We start from the raw sequence: 25306 nt of genomic DNA, 5'->3' as shown, positions 1-25306 counted from the left end.
TTCATCCTGCGTATTCCCTTATTCTTATTGCTTCACCCCGTTTATAATATGCCATCTCTCCTCCAGGGAGTATTGCTCTCCCAACGGCAATAACCTCTGCGCCATCCAAGACCAGGACCTCGTCCTCGGGCCTGATCCCAGGGTCTGCCATTAAGACGTGCTTACTGAACAAATTACCACCCTTGCGTATGAATACGCTGTACTCCGGTTTAACATACACTCTTAAAAAAGGGTGCGGGAGAAGCTGGTTCAGCCTCCGCCCAGCCCGCAGATGAAGTATGAACCTGTAGTCCTGGGCTCTCAGGGATAAATATTTCTCCCCACCCACCAATATCATCCGTAGCTTCATCGTCTTGGGGCTGAAAACGAAGACGGAGTCATCGGGGATGAAGTCTTCCCCTCTCACGTTAAACTGGTATTCTGCTATCCTCCTGGCTTCCTCGAGCTCTTCTCTAAAGGGTTTTCTCTTGATCAATCCTGATCCTCGATGATAGGTTATTGATAAACATACTTTACGTATTCCCCTTTATCCTTTTCCTCGGAGAACTCGTCAACCCTCCTAAACTGTTTCTTACTCTTAACTTTATCAACCGCCTTCAGGAAATCGCTCATCACCACTACTCTCCTATTATCCCTAATCGCGTTGTAGCCCGCCTCCGTCACCACCGCCTTAAGCTCCGCCCCCGAGAAACCGTGTGTCGCCTTGGCTATTGATTTAAGGTCTACATCCCTCTCAAGCTTCATCCTGCGCGTGTGGATCCTGAGGATCTCGAGTCTACCGTTGAAGTCCGGGAGGGGTACTTCTATTAACCTGTCAAGCCTGCCCGGCCTGAGAATGGCTGGATCCAAGATATCGATCCGATTAGTAGCGGCTATGACTTTTATCTTGTCTAAGGGTCTGAAACCATCTAGCTCCGCAAGCAGTTGCATCAGGGTTCTTTGGACCTCCCTCTCCCCGCTAGTTCCAACATCTATTCTCTTAGCAGCTATCGCGTCTATTTCATCAATGAAGATTATAGCAGGGGCTTTTCTACGCGCGTAGGCAAACAGTTCTCTAACAATCCTTGCACCCTCTCCTATGAATTTTTGAACAAGCTCGCTGCCGACGATGCTGATGAAGGTTGCCCCCGCTTCAGAGGCTACTGCCTTGGCAAGCATTGTCTTACCGCAGCCAGGGGGGCCGTAGAGGAGAACCCCCTTAGGGGGCTCTATACCGATCTCCTGGAAGAGCTCTGGATTCTTCAAGGGGAGTTCAACAACCTCGCGCAATTCCCTTATTTGCTCGCTTAAACCGCCGATGTCCTCGTATCTAACGTTAGGTTTATCGATGACCTCCATAGACTGAACCAGCGCGTCCACATACTCGGGTAGAACCTCCACGATCGTTGAACCCCTCTGGTTCAAAGCCACTCTAACCCCGGGGATTATTCTAGACTTATCGATCGATTCTGAAACCGTTACAACAAGCGTGGGGCCAGTACTGCTCTTAACGACAACCTTGCCGTCCTCAAGGACGTTCTCCACTACAGCTTCGATAAGGGGTGAGGCGAGCAGTTTATCCAGCTCGCTCCTGTAGTAGTTCAGCTTCAACAAGAGGTTTTTCCTCTCGTTTTCCAAGGTCTTGATCTTGTTTTCAAGATACCGTATATAGTCTTCCTCATTAATCACTACGTCAAGCTGATCCCTATTATCAATCTCACTACTCATACTTAAAACCCGGAGTTATTATCCCATTATAAAACCCATTTAAACCATAGGTAAGTATTGAAGTGAGGTGAGTGTGGAAAATGCCCTGCTATTGCGAGATATGCGGTAGGGAAGTGGAAAACAACAGGGATTGTAGGAAAATAGTTTTAGAGGGAAGCGTTTTAATAGCCTGTCCCCAATGCTTCAATAGGCTTGTAAATCAGGGGAAGGCGAGACCGTTTATAGAGGAGAGGAAAGCCAAGCCTCAACCCCAGAAGGCCCCTATTTCCCAGCCGAGGCCGAAGCCTATTAGAGAAGAGTATGAGGTCGTAGAAGATTACGCTAAAAGAGTTAAGGAAGCCAGGGAGAGGTTGGGCTGGACCCAACAGGTTCTAGCCCAGAAGGTCCGGGAGAGCGAGAACATTATTAAAAGAATTGAAGCGGGACGCTTGAAGCCGGGTATAGATCTCGCCCGTAGGCTAGAGAGGGCTCTGGGGATCAAGCTGCTTGAACCGGTTGTTGATGAATCAACTCCATCGCTCGGTAAGAGCGAGGACTTCCTCACGATAGGAGACTTGGTTAAGTTGAATAAGAATGATCAAGGTGAAACCTAGGATTTGAGAGTAGTAGTCGCAGTCCCGAGGAAGTACATGGAGTACTTGGATGAAGAAATAAGCCTTGTGAAAACGGTTTACCCACACGTCGGGGATGTAGTAGTAGTTAAGAAGCCCTACAGGAAGACATACGTTCCAATGACGAGTTTAAATGATTTGAAGAGTGCGGGCTTCGACAAACTCATAGTGATGGATACTCTGAAACCCTCTCAAATAATAAACCTTGCCAGAGAGTTGAAGCGGGATGTTGAAGACCGCTTAATGCTGATACTCGAGATTTTCGCAAACCATGCCGGAAGCCTAGAGGCTAAGCTCCAGATCGAGCTCGCCAGGCTGAGGCATACTATCCCCCTGATCAAGGAGGCAATTAGGTACGCGAAGATTGGGGAGATGCACGGATTCCTAGGCTCCGGTGAATACGGGTTTGAAAAATACTACTTCATGATGAAGAGGAGGGAGAACAGGGTTAGAAAGGAGATCGAGAGGATAAGGAGGACACGGGCGTTGAGGAGGATGAGGAGGGAGGAGCTGGGATATCCTCATGTAGCGATCATCGGCTACACGTGCGCGGGTAAGACAACCCTGTTCAACAAGCTCACAGGAATGAGTAAGCCCGTGGGTCCCGAGCCCTTCACTACCCTGACCCCGAAGTCCTACAAGATAAGGTTCAACACTATAGAAGCCGTAGTAACCGATACTGTGGGCTTCATCAGGGATCTACCCCCCGAGGTAATAGAGGCTTTCTATGCGACCCTGGAGGAGGTTGCCGAGTCGGACTTGATATTGAATGTTATAGACACCTCGAAGCCCCTGGAAAGGATCATCGGCGAGGTAGAAACCGCTTCAAGCATTCTCGCCAAAATAGGCTCCCAGGGAAAACCGATCATATACGTGTTGAACAAGATCGATCTTGTAAGCGGAGAGAAGGTTGGAGAAGTCGTTGAGAAGCTATCCAAGGCTTTAAACGACCCGGGGGACAGTATAATACCCGTCTCCGCCGAGAAAAACATTAACATGAATGAGCTAATTCTAACGGTGGAGGCGAGCTTGAGGAAGGTGTTGAAGAAGTGAGCGAGAAGAAGATATACGTACTGAGATACGGGCATAGGCCGCAGAGGGATAAGAGGGTTACCACTCACGCCCTCTTGGTGGCCAGGGCGTTCGGGGCGAACGGGTTCATTCTAGGGGACGTGGTTGATGAGAAGATTAGGGAGGCGTTGGAGAAGACTCTGAGCATATGGGGCGGCAGGCTCCACTTCGAGATGGGGGTCAACTCCTTCAAATACGCACTAGATTGGAAGAAGCATGGAATAGTGGTTCACTTGACGATGTACGGGCTACCCGTGGATGAAGCGCTGGACGAGATTAAGCGCGCGGCGGGAGACCTGCTGATCGTGATAGGTGCTTCCAAGGTGCCGAGGTTCTTCTACGAGGTTGCAGACTATAATGTCGCGATCGGAAACCAGCCCCACTCCGAGATAGCTGCGCTGGCAATCTTCCTAGACAGGTACTACCAGGGGAGAGAGCTCAGTTTTGAGCACGAGGGAGGAAGGCTCAGGATAATCCCGCAACGTAAGGGTAAAAAAGTAGTTCCCAAATAACTCCTTTATCCCGTCTCAGCTAGCCCCGATACGTAGACCAGGGCAGTGGTGCTGGAGAGGAGAGTGCAAACCAATTCCACCCCGTAAACCACTATCGCCTCTTCAAGCCCGTACCGGGTTAAATCGATCGTGAGGCTGAAGGCAGAGTCAAGCCTCACGACGCCCTGGGGCAGCGCGTCGACCACGATCCTCGCTACCCATGGCTCGGGGCCCGTGGACCCTATGCTTGAAAGGTCTAAGAGGACGGGTTGCATAAGGTTGACTCTCGGCTCATAAATGTATGCCGTGACCATTATTCTAGACTTAACAGTAGTGTTCGCTATGGAGACGTTGACTTGGAAGGAGGCTTGTAGATCCCGGACTACTCTGGCAACCCTGAAAACTTGAGCATAGAACTGCCCACCCTGCAGACTGAGATGTTGGCTGAGAAAAGTCATATTTAACCACAAGACATCGTTGCTTAAAACAATGGATCTCGCATCCGCCAGAACCCCATCGTATGTTACGAACGAGTAGTAGGGCTTGCTCGGCAGTTCTCCATAGCTCATCCATCCATAATTCTGCAACAAGCTGACTGTGCAGGTATACGGGGTTGGAATAGTCTGGTAGCACTGGATGGGCCCCTTCTCGACCAGGGTTTCAAAGCTTGACCCTACGTTAGTATAGTTCACTATCCCCAGGCCGATCTTATAGCCCAGCCAACCCAGGGTTAGAGCAGTGTTTCCCCCTGCTTGCTTTCTCAAATAATTTACCAAGTCGTCATCTATAGTGGTTCTACCAATTATCTCTGCCGGAGCGTCGCGCAACCAGGGATCTCTCCAGGGCACGTAATACACCAGTACTCCTCCTGATACGATGACTCCTGTTCTAAACGAGGCTCCCGTGTAGTTCAATGGGAAGCTCGCCTCATCTCTCACGAGCATGGATACTTTAGTGATCGTCCTAACCCCGCTTACCTCCTTAAAAACCGCTTCGACAACCACCGGCTGGGGAGTCTTAACAATGAGGTAGAGTTCCTCTCCCATCAACCTGAGGCTTAGCAGCGGCGGATTAACCGTAGCGGATACTTCCTCGATCCACGTCTCATGAATCCTCCTCCAAGACTCTACTCCAGTATTGTAGGCATATATGAGCTGGGAGAGCATTAAAACCATGATCACAAGCACTAAGTATCCTCCAACGATAGTGCTGAGGGACTTCATACGGCTCCTGAATGAGTCCCCTGTTGATGAATGAGTGTGTTATGCGAAACTATTTAGCCCTTCGCCGACATAGATAATTGGGATGTATATGGGCACCATTACCGTGTCTATTAACGTTGGAAGATTGTTCCTCGCGATTTACTTAATAGTTGTTTTGATCGCGGCCGCATGGGTTTTGATAACCGATTATCAATCATCATATACTTGGATCCTTCCACTAGATGCTCCAAAATCAATAACGGGTTATTGGAAGACGTCGATCGGTATTGGAATATATGACCTAGGAAGCGAGTACGCAAACTACTCCAACACCCTAGTGGTTAACGGGCTGGTCTCTCACATCTACTTGGACAAGGTTGAATCAGGATATGCCATCGTTGCCACCAGGGGGTTCAACTCGTACGTGCTACTAGTAACTGCTCTGGTTTTAATCAACGCCATCCTATTGGAGATCAGAGCGAAAAAGTCGTCGCGTCAAGAAAACATTGTCCTGAAGACCCTGGTTCTCCTAGTCATAACGCTTGTCCCAATCCTCTCGCTGGTACCATATATTGCCGAGGGGTCGACTCTAGGCTATCGAGCATATGAGTACCCTATTAAAGAGTATGCTTTCCAAGATCTCCTATACGTTCAACTACCCCTAGGAAACGCTTCGAGCCTGGAATTATACAAGTACGTCTACAATATAACTGTCACCAATATCCCGGAGAAAAGCCTTGTACGCATATGGTTCACTCCCGGTAACGATTCAGTCTTGCTTCCAACCCTCGTCTACGTTGAAGCTGGAGCAGGAGGAGCTAATTCTTCAAGGCTCCTCGTGTCGAATAACAACGAGGTTTACACGGCCTTCTACATCGAGAGTGAAGATACCGAGAATAGCTACTTGAAGATACTCGTTTTCTCCGAGAAACAATTGAATTCTTCCAGGATTGGTTACTATGTTTTAAGCTTTTACGACGGGAAGACTCAGCCAAACCTGCTCGGATTAGCCCTGCCCCTTGTCTTCACTTCAATACTAGTAATCTATGGCGTCGTGCACGAAAGGCTGTGGGGAAAAGTAAGGTAGTAGCGGATAGGTGATTCTCAGGGAAAAAACATTTATCTTGAAAACCTAGGGCTTTTTGAGGCCCCTTATAGACGTGTATGCTAGTACTCCTATGGCCGCCCCTATTAGCCCAAATATCAGGGCAATTATCGACAACGAGTAACCAGTGGAGGCGGTCGATGATGCCTCGTCCAACTTCCTTGACAGATCGTCAACCTTATTCTCTAATGCGTTCAGCTGACTGTTCAAGTCTCCTACTGTTGTTTGAAGTCCATTCAGACTGCTGGAGACGCTGTTCAAGGCGTTGCTCAGCGAGGCGAGCTCTTGCTCCAGTTCGTTAATCCTTGAGGATAATTCTTGAATCGTTGAGAAAGCATTGTTCAGCCTCTCCTGCAGGTCTTCTATTCTAGCGAGTAGTGTGGAGTTAACGTCGCTTATCTGTGAGGAGAGAGCATCGAGCTCCTGGCTGAGCTGAGCCAGCATTGACTCGAGACTCGATATTCTCTGCCCCAGCAACGCGATATCGCCCGCGAGAGTCGAGTTAATCAAGGACAACTGTGCCTGCAAGTCGTCGATCATTCCCTGCAGGTCGATCAACCTTTGAGTAATTGTCTGATTGAGTGCTTCCAACTGCCCAAGCAAGGCATCTATCTGTGCTTGAAGAGTTGCTATCTGCGCTTCTATATCCGATAGCCTGGCCTCGATGTCATCAAGCCTCTGAGTTATCTCCAGCGGGATTATCACTAGTACTGGTAGATCAGTTGAATACTCATTACCTTCTGGATCCTTGTAGAATAGAGTTACTACGTAGAATCCGGGCTGGGAGAAAGGTATTGTGAGGGAGGTGAAGCCGTATAGACTCTTGAGCAAGCCATCACTATCGACGTGCCACGAGGTCTGAATGTATGGAGCGTAGAACATTAATGCATCAGTGCCGTTGACTAGGACAACCTTGAAGACTGTGCCGGGTTTTAATCCAGAGCCGTAGAGCCTTATTATCCCCGAGCCCTCTAGCGTGGGCTCGTTCTTGTTTAATGCTGCAGCTATTATTCTGCCCTCTACTTCTAGCGATGTCACAGCATCATCGAGCATCCAGGAGGCCGTTATCGGGCCCGACACTTCGCCTTCAACCCTCACGACGTGGATTCCTCCAGGGATCGATGGGATTAACTTCACGACAGATATCCTACCTGATGCATCGGCTTTTACGGTGGCAACTAGGTAGTTGCCGATGTAGATCCCGACTGTCTCGTTTGCGGCAAAACCATATCCTTCCACCCTAATGTAGTCTCCCAGGTACACTGTCTCGCCGGTGGGGTAGTTGATAACTATTTGAGTGCCGTTATAGGAGGCGTATGCTCTCGGATAATCTTTCGGCTCTTGCTCGTAGTCGAGCACAATCCAGTAGGCGCTGGGCTCTATGTAGATGGTGGTGTTCTGAGCATAGAATGGACCTGATGTTCTTCCCACGACCTTGAGTTCTTGAGGTCCACCGGGAATGTCGAGGGGTACTGTTACATGGAAGGTTGCATTACCATCTACGTCCACAGCGTCAGAGTATATCAGCCTACCGGCTAAATATACGTCGACCATCTCTCCTGGCGCGAAGCCGTATAGAGCTATCGTTATCTCCCCGCCTATCTTAACGCTGGGACCGCTCAACACCTCCATTAATGGTTCAACGTTTACGTGCGATGAGGAAGCAAGCACGCCGTTGTTGTCAAGCTTTAGCAACAATCTGTACTGTCCCAGGGACATGTTAGTGTTCAAGTAGCTTCCGAGCTCAGCTATGTGAATGAATCCCGTGTCATCTGCATACACGTCTCCTATAGGGAAGACGTAGCAGGTCGTAGAGCACAACCATACTTCAGAGACTCCTGTTCCCTCGAGGAAACCATACCCGTAGATTGTTAAGTGGTATACTTCACTATCCTTCCCGAACACTTGACTCGGCTGGATAATAGCGAACGGCGAGGACAGCTGGAAGTATGCTTCGAATACTCCGTCCGTGACATATATGGTGTGAGGCCCCTCCTCAATCAACTCCGGGACAGGCAGGTAGAATTCAGCGAAGCCGTTCTCATCGGTCACGACTTGAGTGATTAAGACTCCGTCGAGATATACTGAAATCGTTGCTCCCGGCTGGAACCCCGAGGCCTCGAACCATATGTATTCATTGGGTTGCACAACGTCCGGACCTATCAATCTAATGTACGGGTAGACCGAGTAGAGAGCGTTGGGGAACTTGAATACCCCGTCCACCGTTTCCACGACCAAGCAGTATACTCCTCCCGGTATCGAAGCATAGTTGTATTGGCTTAGATCCGATATGTACAGGAATCCGTCTGGGTCAGTCGAATAGTCGTCGATTGGGAATATGTAGCATGTTGAAGGATCATTAACGCTACATAGCTGAATACTTGCCACCTGAGTGCTGGCTGGGAAGCCGAAACCGTACACCTCTATGTCAGCGAGCTCTTCGGGAGAACCGGAGCCCTCGCTGGGATGAATGAACGCAATTGGATGTATCGACAAAACGCCCGGGTGCTGGTAGTCGTTGAACTCTGCGTCGCTGTCTGCATATACTTCGTAATCTCCCATTGGAATGCTCCAACCAGTGACGTCTATCAAGTAGAATTCAGACACGAACATACCGCTCGAATTGGTTTGAACAGGCTCCAAGAGCTCGTAGTAGTATTCTCCAATGTAGAACCCGTATATGGTTGCACCCTCTTCAAACCCGTAGCCCGCTACAGTTATCTTGGTAGGCAATTCGTTCTCGTCCAGGATCGTGGTTACACCCGGATAGACGGTGATCAAGGGGTATAGGTCTCTGTAAAGGCTCAGGGACTCTGCTCCCGCTATTATCTGAATCCACAACACCTGGTAGGTCGTGTCACCGATGCCGAACAGGTCGTGCGGGACTTTCAGTATAATGCTGTATACTCCTGGCTCAGGGAAAACGGTCGTGTTAGCGTAGTAGACGATCTCTGCATTGTAAGTGTGCCTGAGCAACACGGTCACTCTCAGGTTGGTGATTGATGTTTGAATGGTAACGTTAACTTCTTCCCCGGGATATAGGTATGGTCTGTCGGGAGTCACTGATACTAGTGATACGCCTTGCGCTTGAATCGGTTGAATCAACATCAGGTAAGGAGCAATTAAGGCTATAACTAATAATACTGATATAACCTTCTTCAAACATGTTCACCCCGGTTCACGTTATATATTAATTAACCCAAGGTTATAAGTTAATTGCTAATCCCATGAGAGAGGGCGCGAGGTCATTCCCATATATAGAGAAAAGATCATATAATAGGGGTTGCCCGTCGACTAGAGGTTTTTCAAGCCTTAGCTGTATTAGTTAGTGGGGAGGGACCCGTGTGCCCGAGTGGCGTTGCCCAAGGTGCGGCTTCAGGACAAGCTTGTGGTCTCAATACTTGTTTAAATGCCCACGTTGCGAACACCCGTTGGAGCTGGAGTATGAAATCCGTTTCGAGCCCCGCGGACGCGGGCTCTTCAGGTATTCCTCCATGCTCCCCTTCACCCCTGATAAGACAAGAGGGGAGGGGAGCACTCCCCTAGTAAGGGAGGTTTTAAACAGCGTCGAAGTATTCTTCAAGCTCGAGTACTTGAACCCGAGCGGTAGCTTCAAGGACAGAGGCTCAGCGCTGGCTGCTTACTACGCTTACAGAATGGGGTTCGATAAAGTCGTAGAGGACACTAGCGGTAACACCGGAATATCGGTAGCGCTCTTTGCCAGATTATATGGCCTTGAAGCACGCATCATAATGCCGAAGACCGCGCCTGAAGGTAAGAAGAAGCTTGTGAGAAAACTCGGCGGGATAGTAGTAGAGGCTTCTGACAGGAGTGAGGCAGCCTCTAAAGCTCTGGAGTACGCACGGGATCACTTCTACGTTGCTCATACTTGGAGCCCCCTTTTCACCACAGGATTCACGACAATAGCGTATGAAATATACGAGGAGGCGGGCGTCCCCGACGCTATAATATTGCCCGTTGGCTCGGGATCCCTGCTTCTAGGCGTTTACCAGGGGTTTAGAAGCCTGGTGAAGCTTGGAGTGGTTCAAAGAATACCAGTCATCTACGGGGTTCAAGGCTACAGCGTCCAGCCCGTGTTCAAGGCCGTCAAGGGATATGAGGAGAAAGGGGAGGAATCGACCCTTGCCGACGGGGTTATGGTCCCGAACCCGCCGAGGCTGAGTGAAATAGCCTCGAAGATAAGGGAGGCAAAAGGAGACGTAATCCTAGTGGGCAACACCGAGATAGCGGAAGCAACCAGGGAGCTCTGGGAGATGGGCTTCACCGTGGAACCCACATCAGCAATAGTCCTAGCAGCGCTTCGAAAGATGGCTGATGCGCTGAGAGGGAAGAGGACGGCACTAATCCTCACTGGGTCAGGCTTGAAAGTGATGTGAGAACACTCTATAAAGGCCCAACCCAAGATTATTCATAGAAGGGGCCCGTAGCCTAGCCAGGATAGGGCGCCGGCCTCCGGAGCCGGAGATCCCGGGTTCAAATCCCGGCGGGCCCGTTGGCGCGTACATAATTAATATCTCACGTTATCATGAATGCTTAAGAGCTCTCTGAGTAGTGAGCATTCTTCAGAGATGATCACGAAACTCTTAAACCTCTGACTATTGTTTGAAACAACCTGGCTCGGCGAGTCGCTTGGAGATGGATCAGATAAGCTCGCCTCTTTGAGGAGTTCACTGTGAGTAATAGGTTATTACTGCTTCTCCTATGGCTAAGATACCGATTACTGCAAGTATCCAAGGCCGAAACTCGTCGAAATAGAATAGCATCGCCAACCCTATCAGGAATGTTCCGCCTAAGACTCCGTGGAGAATATTCTTCTTGGATTTCACACTCTCGCTCTCCCGGGTTAAACGCAACTACCATTTAATAAATACGTGCCTAAACATGAATATGTTGGGCCCACATGCCTCGATGAAGGCTGTTTCATCACGAGGATTGCAACTAGTTTCCGGCACGAGCTTGCCAACTACTCACTCCGGGCTAGACCTAGCGGGGTTGTAATGTATTCAGCTATTTTGACAGCACCGTTAGGGTATGCGGGGACTCTCCTGTTCTCTGCTTCTCTCAGGGCTTCTGCGAGTTTACTCGGTGTGGCTTCGTCGAGGAAGGCAGCGTTTAATTTTTCCGCGAAGGCTTCAACCTCTCTTCTAGTGAAGATCTTAGAGTGCCTCCTAGTGTAGGCGATGACAACTGGTTTCCCGTATGCAAACCTTGCAGTAGCAGCAGTTATTCCTGGATGAGTCACTACTATTCTAGCGCCGGCTATCCACTTGTAGAGGTCTTCTGTATACTGGAAGAATACCCAGCCTGGCTTCCTAGCCGCGTATGGAGCGGGATCCACATCTCCTGTTTGAACAACCATTTTCTCCACGTCCAACTCGACTGCCGCCTCGAATAATTCCTCGGCACCGAGAGTACCGGTGGTTATCAAAACATATCCATCGTTGCGAGGCTCGTATACGAGTGGCTCGTATATGGGTCCGACGACTACTCCACGGGGGTACATCTCTAACTGCTCCTCCCAGGCGAGGAAGACTGTTGCACCTGTTTTATAGAGGATGCCTACTGCCTTGGTTCTCTTGAGAACCCGGTCAACCGCCTCCAGAGTGTAAACCTTGGTTCTCCTCAGGATCTTCAGCGTTAGGGATGCCGGTATCGAGAAGTTTGATCCTGTGGCGAAGGCGAAGTCGTAGCTTCTCCGCGCTAGGCTAAGGGATTCCGCGAAGGCCTTGAACCATCTGTGGAGGCCCCTGTGGAAGGGCTCGAGGGGTTTGCGGGGGAGAGTAGCGTATATTATCTCTCCCAGTTTCTCGAACCTTCTCTCCAAGAAGCGGTATCCGCGGGGAAGAAGGATGTCGAGTTCTACTCCCCGTTTAACGAGCTCCACGGATACGGCGTATGCATAACCCGCGTGCCCCCCGTAGCCAGCGATAACCAGCCCCTTCATCACACCACCCTTTAAGCTAAGCCAGTGTTGCTAATGAGTTAAGCTTCTTCTAAACCTTGCTGGGAAGGGTTTCTGCTGGAATACTTTTAATCAGTACTGATCAAATTAAAACTTGTTGGGGGTTGACTGCTTCATGACTAGTTGGAGGGATTTCGCAAGTCCTCTTGCATTAATTATTCTAGCCGCGGCATGGACTGCCCGATTCCTCCTCGATCATGATGTCTCAGCCGGCGTGATAGGGTTGGCTTTTATCCTGGGCTCTCTCTCCTACCTTGTCCACGTCATCGCTGAGAAGTCTTCGAGGAATGGTTATTGGAGGATGCTTGAGGCTGGCCTGACGGTCTCCGTGATCGCCGTGGTTGTGGCGGGTTATGTCTTAACTGGCTCACCGCTCCTAATGATCCTGTCCGCGCTCTTGATCTTCTTAATTCTGCTCGGGCTCGCCCTCTCATACCTCACGCCGAGGATGAGGAGGGAGGTTTGAGGGGTCGGAGACCTCCCTCGGATGGAGCGGTACGTATAAATTGCTCGTTAAACATTAAGTTGTGTTAGCGAGGGTGGAGTTCATGAGCATGTTGCCCGGCACCGCCATAGGCGTTAAGACGCGCGATGGAGTCGTCTTAGCCAGTGAGAAAAGGCTGACTTACGACGGATTCGTCCTAAGCCGCAACGTTAAGAAAGTTTTCGCCATAACCCCGCGCGTGGGCGTGGGGTTTGCCGGCTTGATGGGAGATGTAAACATCTTGAGGAGAATGCTCGAGATGGAGGCGAAGTACTACGAGCTCCAGCATGGAAGGGAGATAAGGGTTAGAGGGCTTGCCAAGCTCCTCTCAGTAGTGCTCTACAGCTACAAGCTAGCCCCCATGCTAACCGAGATCGTCGTGGGAGGATACGATGAAAACGGTCCACAACTATACATTCTCGACCCCGTTGGAAGCCTAATAGAGGAGAAGTATGCAGCACTAGGCTCAGGAGCCCAGCTCGCCCTAGGGTATATAGAGCCTAAGTACACCCCAGACCTCACGCTGGACGACGCCGAGAAACTAGTCGTCGAAGCCGTGAAGACAGTGGTCGAGAGAGACGTCCTCTCAGGGGACGGCGTAGACATTCTTAAAATAACCGGGAAGGGGGCCGAGGAGAAGACAATCCTGTTCAAGAACGCTCTAACCCAGTGAACCCGAAGCCCTGAAGCAGGTTTTTAAACCACTATTAAAGCCTAATCCTTAAATAAATAGTGAAAAAGGGCCCGTAGCCTAGCCAGGATAGGGCGCCGGCCTGCGGAGCCGGAGGACCCGGGTTCAAATCCCGGCGGGCCCGTTACTGCTAAGTAGCTATCCGTAGATAGCGGACTGTTTTCAATGAAACCTCTTCCTACGTTAACACCATATCGTGCGTGTTTGTTGAGGGATAGCGGTAGCTTTTTACCTTCTAGAAGTTCCTCCCCAATTAGAAGGCCGGACGAGATCATGTTAGTGATATTGAGCATCGCAAGCTATAGTAAAAACGAGAATAACCTACGGGGATCAAGCATGTTTCAACAATTTTTCCCTATAACTTCGCCTTTACCGGTTCATGGAGCAAGCTGCCCAAGACCCTTGGCAACCGCGTGAATCGGAAAACTATCGTCATTCATAAAAGACCTCGATGCTGCGAGATCATATTAAAAACTATTTGAGAGAATTACGGGGGTTTTAACGAATATCATCGATTTCATTACAGAGTCTTCCGCTGACTGGGATTTTGAACTCGCTCAACTGGAGTGTAAGGGTTCTCCGATCTGATGATGACCACTCAATTTTTGGCAACGGGATCACGTAATATCTCCTACTTTGATCGCATAGACCAGGCGGGAGTTGTGCTTGCCCCTTGACACGGCTTAATAATTGCTGCAGTTCATCTATACTGCTGTATTTTTTCTCAGGCATGTATTCTTCCCCGATATAGACCAGGCTAGCCTCGGCCGCCACCGAGTAACCATCCACATTAAACACAACACGTGCTCCCGGGGCGTTATACTTTACAGTCACTTTGTTGAGTCTCTTCAAATCAATGTCAACTGGTTCCGTAAACACGAGCTTGAATCCGGCCCCTACTATTCTAGAAGACAGCCACCCAAACGGGTTGTGGCAGATGCCGTCCAGGTATATCGGTCCAGCGGGCGTCTCAGCCTTCGAGAATATCTTTTCCTCGTATGGATCCGGGATCTGGGTGACAACGTTCCTCAGCGGCTTCCATAAGTGTTTGAGATGCCTGTTATGGTGATCGATGCCGAGTTTCCCCTCCTCGGACAAGCATAGAAGAATTCTCGCCAAGTAATCAGCTTCAACCTCGCGAGAGTACTCCAGGAATTGCAACATCACCTCGTCGCCGCTCGTGTACGGATTACCGGCTTGAAACATTGTAAGCCCAGGAGCCTTTGCCTGCAAGTGGTGGATAATCAAGTGGAATACAGTGTATTCGTCCAATGGGATTTCCAAGAAACGCAATCTCCTCACTGAACCCCGGCCTAAGCACCCGAGAAAAATATTCATCTCTCCCTTCTCAAAGTCGTACTGCCCACACACGTCGCTACAGTGATTCAGCACAGATGCAACACTTTCCGGCAGGATACTACACTCATCCATATCTACAGGGTGAAGATGAACCTTAAAGTCAAGGATCTCGCTACCCGCTAGGCCTGTCTTAACAAACAATGTGTTGAAAAAATACTTGATTATATAGTCGATCGTTTGCTCATACGTAAGTAGTAATTGCTTGGGAATAAATTCTTTATTAGAAGATGAGAAGCTATACAAGAGGGATTCCATTCTTATTTGGAAGGAGCGCGAACCCTTTAAAAACATTTTGTTTCAAACAATTCCATGAGCTGGAGAAAAGCACTAAACCATACAGGATGCACTATACGACAGTAAAAATTTGAGGAATAGCGTTTATTTAGCAAACAACATTTAGTTATTTTTAAAAAGGGAAGTTAGAATATATAATAATGAGGTGTATTATAATTACAATAGTGTTAAAGATATTGAAATCTATTATTCTATTCTCATTCATTCTACTCAGTACGCTAGCACCAATGACCGCGTTTTCGGTGGCTGGAGGAGAGGCTGGAACAACTCTTTCAGCGTATATTGAGGCGACTCCCGTATATCGATGCACATATCCGTGGAGTATCGAGAAGACTGCTAACGCGACAAATATCTATCTCTCGCCGAGTAGTCCAGTAGTCTACGTCGAATACGCTGTGAGCGTTGAGAAACTTGAACCAGAGTGTCAATACAGTCTTGAAGGATATGTGAGCGTGACAAACGGAGGCGATATAGCAACAGAGGGCTTGTCGATAAGTATTGACGTGTATGCCAATCCACCGTGGAAAAACCAGATCATTAACGACTACCCTGTGGATGTTTCATCATACCCGGTAATATATCCCGGTGAAACAGTAATATATTACTTCTCGATACCTGTTCCCGAAGACTACTGGAACACGGCTTATTTCAAACTCACTGGCAACGTGACTATTCTAAACCACAGCGGCTGGCTGGGACAGCCCTTCGGTCCAAGCCCGTCTACAACGACCTCAAGCATGACCATCATCTACGTCAACGACGAAGTACACGTTCAGGATTCCAATGGATATGAGTGGACGTTCACCGCGACAAGCCAGGTATCATACATAGTTGAATTTAACTACGATGCTTCGAGAGGAGACTACTACGTCCACGAGAACACTGCGATAATTGTTGAAACAGGACAGTCTTCTACATGGACTGTTGAGATTTATCAAGAATTACCTAGGGCTTCAACGATAAGTGGCATAGTTTTCTGGGACAACAACTTCGACGGAGTATACAATGAAGGAGATACTCCCATATGGAACGTGCAAGTAGATCTATACTTGTGGGACGATGATCAGGGCTGGGTCTATCTAGCATCCACGTACACTAACGAAGCAGGACACTACTACTTCAGCGTAGACGCTTCTAAAACATACAAAACCGTAGTTCACAAGCCAATCTGCTATGAATGCTTACTAGTTGAATCAACAACTCCCGAGTACTATGAGATAATTGTCGAGGAAGGCTACACATATCCCGGTAACGACTTCGGATTCGTGTGCCTAGTTCAGTTGACAGGCGCGAAGAGCAAAGGATACTGGAGCTGGTCTCTCTACGACAAGAAGGCTCGAACCTGGGCCACGAGGATAGGAGGAGAAGACGTGAACTATGTAAACCAGGCCTTGAACACGAGCTTTACGAGTCCATTGGAAATCGCGAATTACTTAACAACCTCGGTCTATGGCGATATGAAAACAGCTCTCACGCAACAGCTAATAGCTACGTTGTTAAACTTGAAGTATGGATACGTAAATGGAAGCAACGTTGTCTACTACAATGATACATTCACAACGATCAACGAAATCGTGAACAACTCTATAAATGCCCTGAGCTTGCAGGACAGGGCTACACAGGAGTACTATAAGACACTGCTCGACTTTATCAACAACAACTGTGTACTCATAATTCACCCAGTGTGAACGTTAAAAACCTTAACTTTTTACCCCGCTTTTCACCTTCAAGCACTTTCTTACGAGTTAGTCGCTTACGAATCTACAGTAACTATGGAAGATGAACACAGTAATTTAGATAGAAGATGACGCTACTAACTCAAGCTGTCAAGGGAGTAGTAAGTAGTACTTAATTCGGGACAAGCTTAACACAACACCTCACCAGTCCCTATCCATTACTCAATTGCCTCATGAATGAAGTACCGTTCTACCTCATAATTGATCTCGAGACTATTTATATGGGGAATACGTATTAGCTAAATCGGTCTCTCGAGGTGTTCGGTTGAGAAAACTCGTGCTAATCATCTCTCTCGTCTTCTCCGTGTTCTTCGCTTATGCTATTACTTTCGCGCTTACAGAAATCATTAGGTTGCTGAACAAATGGATGCTCGGGATCTCGCCCGACTGCATACTACTGTCCGATTTTCCCCGATGCCAGGAGGCTGAGGCCAGCCTAAGGGTTTTAGGATACTTTTCTTTAGCCCTGGTCTTCACTGTAATAATAGTTGGTTTCATCGCTGACAGGTTGAAAATAGCCCTTCTAGGCTCGATAATCCTGTACCTACCAGTCATAGGCTACTTCGCCTTTACAATGTTCTTCCTAGCAGGAGTAGGAGTGTTGAGATTCTTGTGGATACCTTTTATAGACTCCGAGATCCTCATAAGACTAGGGTTCATCACTCACCTGCCGTTGAAGATCCTCAACTTCCTAGCATCCAGCACGGCGAGCCTGCTCGTCTCGAACACGAGTTGGGAATTCACTGTGCCGATTTGCTTCGCTTTCATGATAACGGGTCTCTCAATATTCACAGTGAGCTCGGCAACCTGGATCTACGACAGGCTAGTATGCAAGAAGCTTAGCCTTCACGGAGTTTACAAGTATAGTAGGCATCCCCAATACCTGGGATTCATTGTATGGAGCTACGGATTCTTCTCGCTTGCAAGCACGGCCGAGAGCGGGAGAGGATGGGCCCCGCCGATGCCCGGATTACCCTGGCTCATAACCACCATGTTGATCATAACTATAGCACTGCTGGAGGAGGTTAAGCTGAGGAGAGAGTTGAGCACAAAATACTTAGAATACGCTGGTCAAACCCCCTTTATGATCCCGCTACCCAGACCGATCTTGAAAATCCTAGCGCATTCTTCGAGAAAAATTACGGGTAGGGAATTCCCCGAGACACGGAGCGATGTATTCAAGGCTATGCTAGCGTATTCAGCACTGATCATGCTGGTCTCCCTGTGCTTATCCCACTTCGAACTGTGAGTTCAGCAAACTCAGTGTCACACGGACGCTTCACCCAGTTATCGAATAAGTTCACCATGTCCACGAGATCGAAGAGACGTATAGCTTCATAGAGGCCGCGAACTCGCAGTGCTCATGGCTTGGAGGGGCCGCTGTACCCTGAGGATCGTAAAAAAGTGGTTCAGCTGTTAACTGAATTCAAAGTATATTCCTGCTGGAACTCTGTAGTAACATGGAGAGCACCAGAAGCACCACCATGGCGGGTCCACTTTATACTGGTATTTACCGGTTCGAATGTAGACGTGCTCGGCTACGTTATAGTCGTTCGCAACCCATGAATGATCGCCGTGGTTAACGAGATTTCCTTGCACTGTAGTCGATTCTCCCTCAATAGATATTGATAGCTGAAGCGCTGACGCGAAAGCAGTCGCGGCAACACACGCCGCGCCGCCAGTTGGAAGCCCGAGAAGAGCGCAGACTCCGCGAGCCGCGATTGAGCCAGCGGGTATTCCGATTTCGAAATTAGTTCCGCATGAATCATAGTGTCCAAACACGTGCTTCAGAGTTATGAACTCTCCAGGAGAGAGTGCTCCATCGCTTGCATGGGTTTCCGGAATATATAGCTGTCTCAGCTCGGTTCCGCTGAGAAACATATCCATTAGTGATTGGTGAGGCAGACCATACTCTGCACCGCCATTGATCGACAACCCCGTAGTGTAGACGTCCACCACAACCGCTTCAACATCATCGCCCACGTAAACTCCGAGGCTATTGTAAACCTTAAACACTCTTAAAACAGGCCTAGCCCAGATCCAAACCCACCAGTCGGTGCTAGGTGGAATAATATTGCTGTAGCCGAAGGAGTAGTATCCGCCTCCCCACGTGAACCCTGAGCCCTTCCAAAGCGTCACAGAGGGCGCTACTCCGTTCAGTATTTTATTCAGTATCTCACCGCTTGTGAAGGACGGGTATATGCCCACTCTGCCTGACCCCGTGTCGATGTTGATGCTAGCGCTTATCGTGCCGCTAATAGTGTATTTATTTGACACGATCAGTACGGGAGTCCTCACGAAAACCCTACCACTAACGTTCTGGAAGTAGCTACTCGGGAGTTGAGAGATTATTTTCTCCGGCGTAATCTCCAGCACCAGCTCTCTATATGGAGATCCTCCGATCGGCTCAGCACCAGCTACTTGAATGAAGCCCGGGGCTTTCGAAGGGCTTGAAGCGTACTGGGACTCGACTAGGACTGGCTTCATCGACCCGCTAGACAAGTGGAGTGTTATGCTGAGAGATTTCCCGCCGACTATTTCCGCGGGCATGTATGAGATGGAGTCGTAGGCTTGGAATAGAAATTCTCCAGTACTCTGATTAACGATCATGATTCTAATGACGAGCCCGGAGAATGTCTTGTCAACGCGCCCGCCTCGCTCCTGAATCGTTGAAACCCACTTCCTCGCTACCTCCAACAAGCCCTCTAGAGGAATGAAGCCGTTTCTCGCAGCCTTGACGTAAGACTTGTAGAGCAGTACGAAATCCCTTCCGGAACCCGGGGGAGCGATTGCCTCGACTTCTATATACATTCTAGTGCTCGGGTCGTCGAGCAGGTATGATACGTCGACGACTTCGTTCTTCTCAGCGTTTACTTCATATAATTTGAGGCCGAGGTATATTCCGGGGGTCTCGCCCATGGAGTTGATCGTCAACAGCAGGCCCGCCATAATGATGAGGAGGATTATCGCGGCGGGGACTAATCTCCCACGCGACAACAACATGTAATCCCACCATAAGCCCCGTCGTATCATATTCCTCACATATTTTATTGTTTTCAGAATTTTCCTATATAAATTTTAAATATTTTATAGTTTAAATCTTATACTTTTAAGTTTTAAATCCTATTCGATCTCCATTACTCTACCATTCCACGGGATTGTGTGAAGCTTTTGTTTTAACGCTCGAACCGTTGACGCGGCGGTCAACACCTGCTTCGGGACTTGTTGTCTGGAGGGGTTGCGAGAGGCTGGTTAACGCCTGGATGCGCGTCATCCTTGCAGCGGCTCGATGTTTTACTGGCTTAGGATTAGTTTCACCCTACTCTCTCCATCTATTGGGAGGTTTTAGACTAGAGAAATAAGTGGAGATGCATAGGTAATGGAGAGCCCTTCATGCCCCTCTTGCGGGAGTCCCCTCGTCTGGGATTATCGCGAAGGAATCGTCGTCTGCAGTAAGTGCGGGCTCGTAGTAGAAGGCATTCTCGAGGATACCGTTGCAAGCTTCGAGAAGGAGCCCGAGCCTCCATCCAGGAGAAGGCGTCACGCGAGGAAGATAGTGTCGGAGAACTACTCGTTGAACATGAGGCTTTTCAAAATGGCTGAGAAAAAGATCCGGAATAGGCCTTGGCTCATAGTCGACTACGACGCGGTCTTATCGTCTAAAAGGTTTGTTAAAACCATAAAGTCTAAGGCGTCGATCGAAGCCGTCGAGAACATCGAGGCCAACGGGTACTGGGATGACGTGAGGAATGGGTTAACGCTCATAGAGAAGCTCAACCCAGCCCTCCTCTCGAGGAGTGAGAGGAGCAAGTACGCTCTAGCATACATGCTCTCAGTAAGAGTTAAGACTGGGAAGACCCCTGGGCCCGAGGAGATCACGAAAGTATTCAACATCAGCGATACGAACTATAGGAGGCTCCACGGGATCGTTAAAAACCTCTCGTCAAGGATTAGTCAAGCCCTTCCTTCCCAGGAGCTGGTGCATTAATCTATAAGTTGTTTTAAACATTTCATCATTAAGGGTTGAGTTGAAGCCCGAGGATTTCAGAAGGAGCGTGGTCCACGACCCGGCCGAGTTCTTGGGGATGCTTGAGAGGAGGGTGAAATCTGCTGGAAAAGCCGGCGGGCGGGGAAGAACACAAAGAGAGAGGCTTCTAGAGAAGCTTTCAACATGTTATCAGCTAGTCGACAACGAGCTAGCTACAGCTGAGGGAGTCGTTAAGACTGTGTTGAAACTGGGGGGTTTCCACAGGGAATTGTTCAAGCTCGAGACAGGACAAGACCCTCTTAACACCGCTAGAAGAATCGAAGCCCTGAGGAGGATTGCCAGAAACATCTACCTGGAGACCAGGAGTGAGTTGAGATCCTCTGCTAGCAGCAGGGAGCAGAGGGAGTCTTTCAGGAGAGGGGTTGGGAGAATTATTTCAGTATACAAGAGGAACCGGGGCGTCTTCTCAACGGTGAGGAGCATCTCCATAGCTCTCTCGAAAATGCCGGATGTATCAGGGGATTTGAGGGTGATAATCGCGGGGATGCCCCAGGTCGGCAAGTCCACGCTGATATCGAGGCTCACCAACGCGAAGCCGGAGATAGGGCTGTACCCCTTCACAACCAAGAACATCATCGCTGGACACTTGATCGTTGAACCATACGGTAGGATAGTCCTCATAGACACTCCGGGCATACTCGACAGGCCTATGAACGTGAGAAATATCGTGGAGAACAGGGCTGTGCTTGCCGTGAAATACTTAGCGGACCGCCTCCTCTTCCTCTTCGACCCCACGCCGACAGCCTACTACAGTATCGAGGAGCAGTTGAACGTTTACAGGGAAGTCGTGGAGCTCCTCGAGGGCAAGCCCCTAGCCGTGGCTTTAAACAAGGCTGACGCCACACCCCCCGAAGTCCTCCAGGCAGTATCGGATAGAGTTGAAAAGGAGACAGGGGTTAAACCCTTAGCGATATCCGCCCTGACCGGTTTAAACCTCCAGGCCCTGAGAAACATGCTGGTGGAATGGCTTAAGGCTGGAAGCCGGGGCTCTTGACCTCTACAATCCCCGGTCCATCCTCAGACCCTTCAATCCTTGCCTCAGCATCAGGGAAGAACAGCTTGGATATCTCGAGAGCCGTGGTCAAATGCGATGTAATTCTCGACACACCGATCCTACTGGTCCCTTCAGCGAGAAACAAGTAAGGAATAATCATGTCCCCCATGTGCCTGTCGAAAGCCAAACCCGTCTCGTAGTCCTCAACCAGCCTCCTAACAGCTTCCTCGCCGACTCTCTCAGCAGGCTTTCCCTTCTCGCCGAGGGAATCCCCGCCCAACCTCACCCACGGTTCAGCCTCAACGTAGACGAGCACGCCGCTCCCAGGTCCAAGGTGGTCGTCCCTCTCGGGGGGCGGAACATCAAGCACCACTTCAGGCTTAACCCCGATTACCCTCTCCACCAGGATTGAAGCGGTGGAGGCCTGCCTCTCCGCCACGTGCCTGGGGAGTTTAACCGAGTGGCTCACCACGACGGCTTTCAGAGGTCTCCCCCTTTTCACGAGGTCTACGGGCTTCAACGCTTCCCTGACAGGTTTCACGAAGACTTCCACGACCCCGCCTCCCCTTGGATAGTGCCCTCTCTTCACCAGCTTGACGTCTGCTTCGACTCCAAGGTGCTTAATGTTATGGGCGAAAACCCTTGACATGTAGTCGATCGGAGGGCTCCACTGGACATCCGTCCCCCCTTTAACCGTGAGGATCGACCAGCCCGGGGCGTACAACAGGACCGGAAGCACTGCCTGAATGACTAGGGATGCGCTTCCCGCCGTCCCAACATCTATGTTAATCCTTCCGTGAGCTCTCCTCCTCGGCTTGAAGAACACCTCCGTGCTCCCAACGCCGGCGCCCTTGACCTCCGCGCCCGAGACCTCGGCGAGCGCTTTGACAGCGGCTAAGTGCTGGGGCCTCAGCCCGGGGTTGCTCCTCCTCGCCCTTATGTTGTAGACTCTGACAGGCTTCATTGTGAGCGATGAGAGCGCTAGCGAGTATCTTAGTATCTGTCCCCCTCCCTCCCCGAAGCTCCCGTCAACCTCAATGTACTCCATCAGCGCACACCGCTCTAACCCTCTCCACGCCCCCCAGGCTCTTAACGTGCTCGGCTATAATGCTTGGAACCAGGCTCTCCCAGTCGCCGTTCTCGAGCATCAACCTTCTTATCCTGGAGCCGTTGTATTTAAACGGCTCGTGAAGCGCTAGCTTAATCGTCTTAAAACCCGCCCACTCGTAGATGTAGAGCACGTGAGGGTTGCCCGATGCAACTGCCTCGACCCTGGGAACCATCGAGAGAACGTGAGCGGTCCAGGCTAGCGGCATCCTCAAATCCGGCACAGGTATCAGCCAAACCCTGCTCCTCAATCCCTCAGACCTCAGGAGGAGGTCGATCATCTCCAGCCTTTCCCCAGCCGTGAAGGGGTTTTGACACGTGAAGCCCTCCTGAGCGCTACCAATCGCTAGAACCACTTCGTCGAAATCCTCGAGAAGGCTCTTCATCGCGTAATAGTGTCCATTGTGAAACGGTTGAAACCTCCCGGGCATTAAAACCCTCCTAGGCATTGAAACCACCCGTTTAACCCGTCAAGTGGACCGTCTCCAGGTTCGACGGCGCATAGATGTCGGGGGGCGAGTTGTAGCCCGAGCCGGGGGATTGAACCACTCTCCTGAGAAGCTTGGCTAAAGTATCGATCGCTGCGGCCTCCCCGTGGTTTAGGATGATCTTCCTCGGCTTAGGCTTAATGTTCTGAACATACCTCACCAGTTCGCCCTGGTCGCTGTGACCGCTGAACCCGTCTATGCTGTAGACTTCGAGACCGATCTTGACTACTTCAACCTTGTTGTCAACAACCATTGAAAGCTCTCTCATGCCGTCCCTTATCTTCCTGCCCAGAGTGCCCTCGGCCTGGTAACCTACGAAGACGAGGCTGTTCCTAGGGTCGCTGGCCAACAGCTTGAGGTAATCTACTGCGGGCCCGCCCGTGAGCATGCCGCTCGTAGCTATGATCACCGAGGGACGATCCTCGACTATGTCCGGCCTCGCCACTCCAGACTCAATAATATTCAACCAATCCTCCACAAACGGGTTCTCACCACGGTAGATTGCTTCTCGAATACCCCTGCTCAAGTACTCGGGATACTGGGTATGGATAGCTGTCACCTCGTTGACCAACCCCTCGACGTATACGTTGAGCTTCGGTATCGAGCCGTTCTTCATTGCTTCATTCAGTATCAAGATGATCTCCTGCCCCCTTCCAACCGCGAAAACCGGTATCAGGACGATCCCCTGGCGCTCCACGGTTTTCTTCACAATATTGACGAGCTCGGATTCAGCCTCAAGCCTGTTCTGCTGCCTGGTTGCGCCATAGGTTGACTCCATGATGAGGGTTTCAACTCTGGGGAACTCGGTGTTGGCTCTGTCGAGGAGCCTGGTCGAAGCATACTTGAAGTCGCCAGTGTAGACGATGTTGTGCAAGCCCATGCCAACGTGCAGGTGGACTATGGCTGAGCCGAGTATGTGGCCCGCATTATACATCGTGAGCTTTACGTCGGGGGCGACATCGGTAACCTCATCATACTCAACCGTTATCGTGTGAAGTATCATCGTCGACAAATCCTTCTCGGAGAACGGGAGGTATCTCCCGGACCTCCTCGATACTTCTATCAAGTCCTTAAGCATCACTATCATGAGCTCCCTAGTAGGCTTAGTCACGTATAATGGTCCCTTGTAACCATACTTGTACAGTATCGGCACAAGCCCTACGTGGTCCAGATGCGAGTGAGTCACGATAACGCCGTCCAACTCCTCGAGCTTTAAGGAGTCAACGTCGATGAACGGGTACGCTCTAAAGGGGTCTTCCATGGCGCCGGTGTTAATCCCCATGTCCAGCAATAGCCTGCTCTCCCGGGTCTCCACGAGTATCGAAGACCTTCCAACCTCCCTGAAGCCTCCTAGAGCAGTGATCCTGACATAGTTGTTCCTGAATATCACATCCCTGTGAATCCTGTCGCCGAGCCTGCGGAGGAATTCAAGCCTGTACTCGCTCTGCTTCAAAGTCCCGGCTACTACCTCCCTGAGCACCTTAGACTCCAGCGGGCTAGCTCTCATCGGTATCGCCCTCCACCCGGTCTCGGCTAGAATCCTGTGTCTAACGTAGTTGCCCCTGCCGACTATGAGACCCGGCTTCTCAACCTTCACCCATACCTCGCCGCTCGTCTCATCGAAGTATATGCCGTTGGGATCGAGGCCCGCCTCCTTAGGGGCTATCTCGATTATCTTTTTCTTAGCCTCTTCGACCGAGAGGCGGGAGTTCGTTGAAACCCTTATCACGACTCGCTTCCTAACCTTCTTCGCGATGTTCTGGGCCAGGTCCAAGTGCTCGCTTATGGCTTTCCTGTTTCCAACGTAAACTACTATTGAGGGTCCTTCAAACTCTATGTTGGATAGTTGGAGCTCCGGTGGAATCTCCCTCACGATGTTCTCGAGTAGGGCAATCTTATTCCTATTTAACACTGATTTATCAATTTTCACAATTC

Annotated in this window: 23 protein-coding genes and 2 tRNA genes; 14 read left to right on the top strand and 11 right to left on the bottom strand. The window is 50.0% G+C overall.

The window, feature by feature from the left end:
* Window position 1: 1 nt before the first annotated feature.
* Together QXH45_06945 and QXH45_06940 are read right to left on the bottom strand one after the other, a co-directional pair.
* The gene (locus tag QXH45_06945; GenBank protein MEM2078977.1) at window positions 2-475 is read right to left on the bottom strand and encodes a PUA domain-containing protein; all 474 of its coding nucleotides are present in this window, start codon (window positions 473-475) and stop codon (window positions 2-4) included.
* A 20-nt stretch (window positions 476-495) separates the two neighbouring features.
* Window positions 496-1707 (bottom strand): proteasome-activating nucleotidase, encoded by a 1212-nt coding sequence (locus QXH45_06940; GenBank protein ID MEM2078976.1) that lies wholly within the window; start codon window positions 1705-1707, stop codon window positions 496-498.
* An 80-nt stretch (window positions 1708-1787) separates the two neighbouring features.
* Between QXH45_06940 and QXH45_06935 the strand changes: the two genes are divergently transcribed.
* From QXH45_06935 to QXH45_06925, 3 genes are read left to right on the top strand one after another with little or no spacing between them, the layout of a single operon-like run.
* Window positions 1788-2300 (top strand): multiprotein bridging factor aMBF1, encoded by a 513-nt coding sequence (locus tag QXH45_06935; protein ID MEM2078975.1) that lies wholly within the window; start codon window positions 1788-1790, stop codon window positions 2298-2300.
* A gap of 3 nt (window positions 2301-2303) precedes the next feature.
* The gene (hflX, locus tag QXH45_06930) at window positions 2304-3371 is read left to right on the top strand and encodes a GTPase HflX (GenBank protein ID MEM2078974.1); all 1068 of its coding nucleotides are present in this window, start codon (window positions 2304-2306) and stop codon (window positions 3369-3371) included.
* Window positions 3368-3901: a tRNA (cytidine(56)-2'-O)-methyltransferase gene (locus QXH45_06925; protein MEM2078973.1), complete on the top strand. Its 534-nt coding sequence runs from the start codon at window positions 3368-3370 to the stop codon at window positions 3899-3901. The genes hflX and QXH45_06925 overlap by 4 nt, the downstream gene beginning before the upstream one ends.
* Before the next feature lie 5 nt (window positions 3902-3906).
* On the opposite strand, the gene QXH45_06920 is transcribed toward QXH45_06925, so the two are convergent.
* Window positions 3907-5103, bottom strand: a complete 1197-nt coding sequence (locus QXH45_06920) for a hypothetical protein (GenBank protein ID MEM2078972.1) — start codon at window positions 5101-5103, stop codon at window positions 3907-3909.
* A gap of 88 nt (window positions 5104-5191) precedes the next feature.
* Here QXH45_06920 and QXH45_06915 point away from each other — a divergent pair, with 88 nt between their 5' ends.
* A complete protein-coding gene (locus tag QXH45_06915; GenBank protein ID MEM2078971.1) occupies window positions 5192-6169 on the top strand; it encodes a hypothetical protein in 978 nt (325 codons plus the stop codon).
* A gap of 45 nt (window positions 6170-6214) precedes the next feature.
* Here the strand turns inward: QXH45_06915 and QXH45_06910 are convergent, their stop codons facing one another.
* Window positions 6215-9349 (bottom strand): hypothetical protein, encoded by a 3135-nt coding sequence (locus QXH45_06910; protein ID MEM2078970.1) that lies wholly within the window; start codon window positions 9347-9349, stop codon window positions 6215-6217.
* 182 nt (window positions 9350-9531) lie between these two features.
* On the opposite strand from QXH45_06910, the gene QXH45_06905 reads away from it, so the two are divergent.
* Both QXH45_06905 and QXH45_06900 read left to right on the top strand, forming a co-directional pair.
* Window positions 9532-10584, top strand: coding sequence for a pyridoxal-phosphate dependent enzyme (locus QXH45_06905; protein ID MEM2078969.1), 1053 nt, complete (start codon window positions 9532-9534; stop codon window positions 10582-10584).
* A gap of 41 nt (window positions 10585-10625) precedes the next feature.
* Window positions 10626-10700 (top strand) — tRNA-Arg (locus tag QXH45_06900).
* A 175-nt stretch (window positions 10701-10875) separates the two neighbouring features.
* On the opposite strand, the gene QXH45_06895 is transcribed toward QXH45_06900, so the two are convergent.
* Together QXH45_06895 and QXH45_06890 are read right to left on the bottom strand one after the other, a co-directional pair.
* Entirely contained in the window at window positions 10876-11061 is a 186-nt protein-coding gene (locus QXH45_06895; protein MEM2078968.1) for a hypothetical protein, read from the bottom strand.
* 110 nt (window positions 11062-11171) lie between these two features.
* On the bottom strand, window positions 11172-12152 hold the full coding sequence (locus QXH45_06890; GenBank protein MEM2078967.1) for a polysaccharide biosynthesis protein: 981 nt from the start codon (window positions 12150-12152) through the stop codon (window positions 11172-11174).
* A gap of 115 nt (window positions 12153-12267) precedes the next feature.
* On the opposite strand from QXH45_06890, the gene QXH45_06885 reads away from it, so the two are divergent.
* From QXH45_06885 to QXH45_06875, 3 genes are all read left to right on the top strand, one after another.
* Window positions 12268-12636 carry a hypothetical protein gene (locus QXH45_06885; GenBank protein MEM2078966.1) on the top strand — a complete coding sequence of 123 codons (369 nt, stop codon included), beginning with the start codon at window positions 12268-12270 and terminating at the stop codon, window positions 12634-12636.
* 82 nt (window positions 12637-12718) lie between these two features.
* Entirely contained in the window at window positions 12719-13327 is a 609-nt protein-coding gene (gene psmB / locus QXH45_06880; protein MEM2078965.1) for an archaeal proteasome endopeptidase complex subunit beta, read from the top strand.
* A gap of 67 nt (window positions 13328-13394) precedes the next feature.
* A tRNA-Arg gene (locus tag QXH45_06875) sits at window positions 13395-13469 on the top strand.
* Window positions 13470-13843: 374 nt separating this feature from the next.
* On the opposite strand, the gene QXH45_06870 is transcribed toward QXH45_06875, so the two are convergent.
* Complete coding sequence (locus QXH45_06870; protein MEM2078964.1) at window positions 13844-14947, bottom strand: hypothetical protein; 1104 nt, start codon at window positions 14945-14947, stop codon at window positions 13844-13846.
* A gap of 191 nt (window positions 14948-15138) precedes the next feature.
* On the opposite strand from QXH45_06870, the gene QXH45_06865 reads away from it, so the two are divergent.
* Together QXH45_06865 and QXH45_06860 are read left to right on the top strand one after the other, a co-directional pair.
* Window positions 15139-16686 carry an SdrD B-like domain-containing protein gene (locus tag QXH45_06865; GenBank protein ID MEM2078963.1) on the top strand — a complete coding sequence of 516 codons (1548 nt, stop codon included), beginning with the start codon at window positions 15139-15141 and terminating at the stop codon, window positions 16684-16686.
* A gap of 313 nt (window positions 16687-16999) precedes the next feature.
* Window positions 17000-17983, top strand: coding sequence for a DUF1295 domain-containing protein (locus QXH45_06860; GenBank protein ID MEM2078962.1), 984 nt, complete (start codon window positions 17000-17002; stop codon window positions 17981-17983).
* Window positions 17984-18150: 167 nt separating this feature from the next.
* On the opposite strand, the gene QXH45_06855 is transcribed toward QXH45_06860, so the two are convergent.
* The gene (locus tag QXH45_06855) at window positions 18151-19737 is read right to left on the bottom strand and encodes a hypothetical protein (GenBank protein MEM2078961.1); all 1587 of its coding nucleotides are present in this window, start codon (window positions 19735-19737) and stop codon (window positions 18151-18153) included.
* Between the two features lie 188 nt (window positions 19738-19925).
* Between QXH45_06855 and QXH45_06850 the strand changes: the two genes are divergently transcribed.
* Genes QXH45_06850 through QXH45_06840 form a run of 3 tightly spaced genes read left to right on the top strand, consistent with a single transcriptional unit; the run spans window position 19926 to window position 21776 of the window.
* The gene (locus QXH45_06850; protein MEM2078960.1) at window positions 19926-20096 is read left to right on the top strand and encodes a hypothetical protein; all 171 of its coding nucleotides are present in this window, start codon (window positions 19926-19928) and stop codon (window positions 20094-20096) included.
* A gap of 17 nt (window positions 20097-20113) precedes the next feature.
* Window positions 20114-20722 (top strand): TFIIB-type zinc ribbon-containing protein, encoded by a 609-nt coding sequence (locus QXH45_06845; GenBank protein ID MEM2078959.1) that lies wholly within the window; start codon window positions 20114-20116, stop codon window positions 20720-20722.
* A gap of 40 nt (window positions 20723-20762) precedes the next feature.
* Window positions 20763-21776 carry a GTPase gene (locus QXH45_06840; GenBank protein MEM2078958.1) on the top strand — a complete coding sequence of 338 codons (1014 nt, stop codon included), beginning with the start codon at window positions 20763-20765 and terminating at the stop codon, window positions 21774-21776.
* Here the strand turns inward: QXH45_06840 and rtcA are convergent.
* Genes rtcA through QXH45_06825 form a run of 3 tightly spaced genes read right to left on the bottom strand, consistent with a single transcriptional unit; the run spans window position 21751 to window position 25301 of the window.
* Window positions 21751-22824, bottom strand: coding sequence for an RNA 3'-terminal phosphate cyclase (rtcA, locus tag QXH45_06835; GenBank protein MEM2078957.1), 1074 nt, complete (start codon window positions 22822-22824; stop codon window positions 21751-21753). The genes QXH45_06840 and rtcA overlap by 26 nt on opposite strands.
* The gene (locus QXH45_06830) at window positions 22811-23332 is read right to left on the bottom strand and encodes a nicotinamide-nucleotide adenylyltransferase (protein ID MEM2078956.1); all 522 of its coding nucleotides are present in this window, start codon (window positions 23330-23332) and stop codon (window positions 22811-22813) included. Before QXH45_06830 ends, rtcA begins: the two co-directional genes overlap by 14 nt.
* 13 nt (window positions 23333-23345) lie before the next feature.
* Window positions 23346-25301: a beta-CASP ribonuclease aCPSF1 gene (locus tag QXH45_06825; GenBank protein ID MEM2078955.1), complete on the bottom strand. Its 1956-nt coding sequence runs from the start codon at window positions 25299-25301 to the stop codon at window positions 23346-23348.
* Window positions 25302-25306: the final 5 nt, after the last annotated feature.

This window comes from Thermosphaera sp. (genome assembly GCA_038827615.1).
Lineage (GTDB): Archaea > Thermoproteota > Thermoprotei_A > Sulfolobales > Desulfurococcaceae > Thermosphaera.
Note: the sequence above shows the minus strand (reverse complement) of the source record. Positions and strands in the feature narration are given on the sequence as shown.

Coding starts and splice junctions, on each gene's coding strand:
- QXH45_06940 (MEM2078976.1), bottom strand. CDS start 1,707: ATGAGTAGTGAGATTGATAATAGGGATCAGCTTGACGTAGTGATTAAT.
- QXH45_06935 (MEM2078975.1), top strand. CDS start 1,788: ATGCCCTGCTATTGCGAGATATGCGGTAGGGAAGTGGAAAACAACAGG.
- QXH45_06920 (MEM2078972.1), bottom strand. CDS start 5,103: ATGAAGTCCCTCAGCACTATCGTTGGAGGATACTTAGTGCTTGTGATC.
- QXH45_06915 (MEM2078971.1), top strand. CDS start 5,192: ATGGGCACCATTACCGTGTCTATTAACGTTGGAAGATTGTTCCTCGCG.
- QXH45_06890 (MEM2078967.1), bottom strand. CDS start 12,152: ATGAAGGGGCTGGTTATCGCTGGCTACGGGGGGCACGCGGGTTATGCA.
- psmB (MEM2078965.1), top strand. CDS start 12,719: ATGAGCATGTTGCCCGGCACCGCCATAGGCGTTAAGACGCGCGATGGA.
- QXH45_06865 (MEM2078963.1), top strand. CDS start 15,139: ATGAGGTGTATTATAATTACAATAGTGTTAAAGATATTGAAATCTATT.
- QXH45_06855 (MEM2078961.1), bottom strand. CDS start 19,737: ATGTTGTTGTCGCGTGGGAGATTAGTCCCCGCCGCGATAATCCTCCTC.
- QXH45_06845 (MEM2078959.1), top strand. CDS start 20,114: ATGGAGAGCCCTTCATGCCCCTCTTGCGGGAGTCCCCTCGTCTGGGAT.
- rtcA (MEM2078957.1), bottom strand. CDS start 22,824: ATGGAGTACATTGAGGTTGACGGGAGCTTCGGGGAGGGAGGGGGACAG.
- QXH45_06830 (MEM2078956.1), bottom strand. CDS start 23,332: ATGCCTAGGAGGGTTTTAATGCCCGGGAGGTTTCAACCGTTTCACAAT.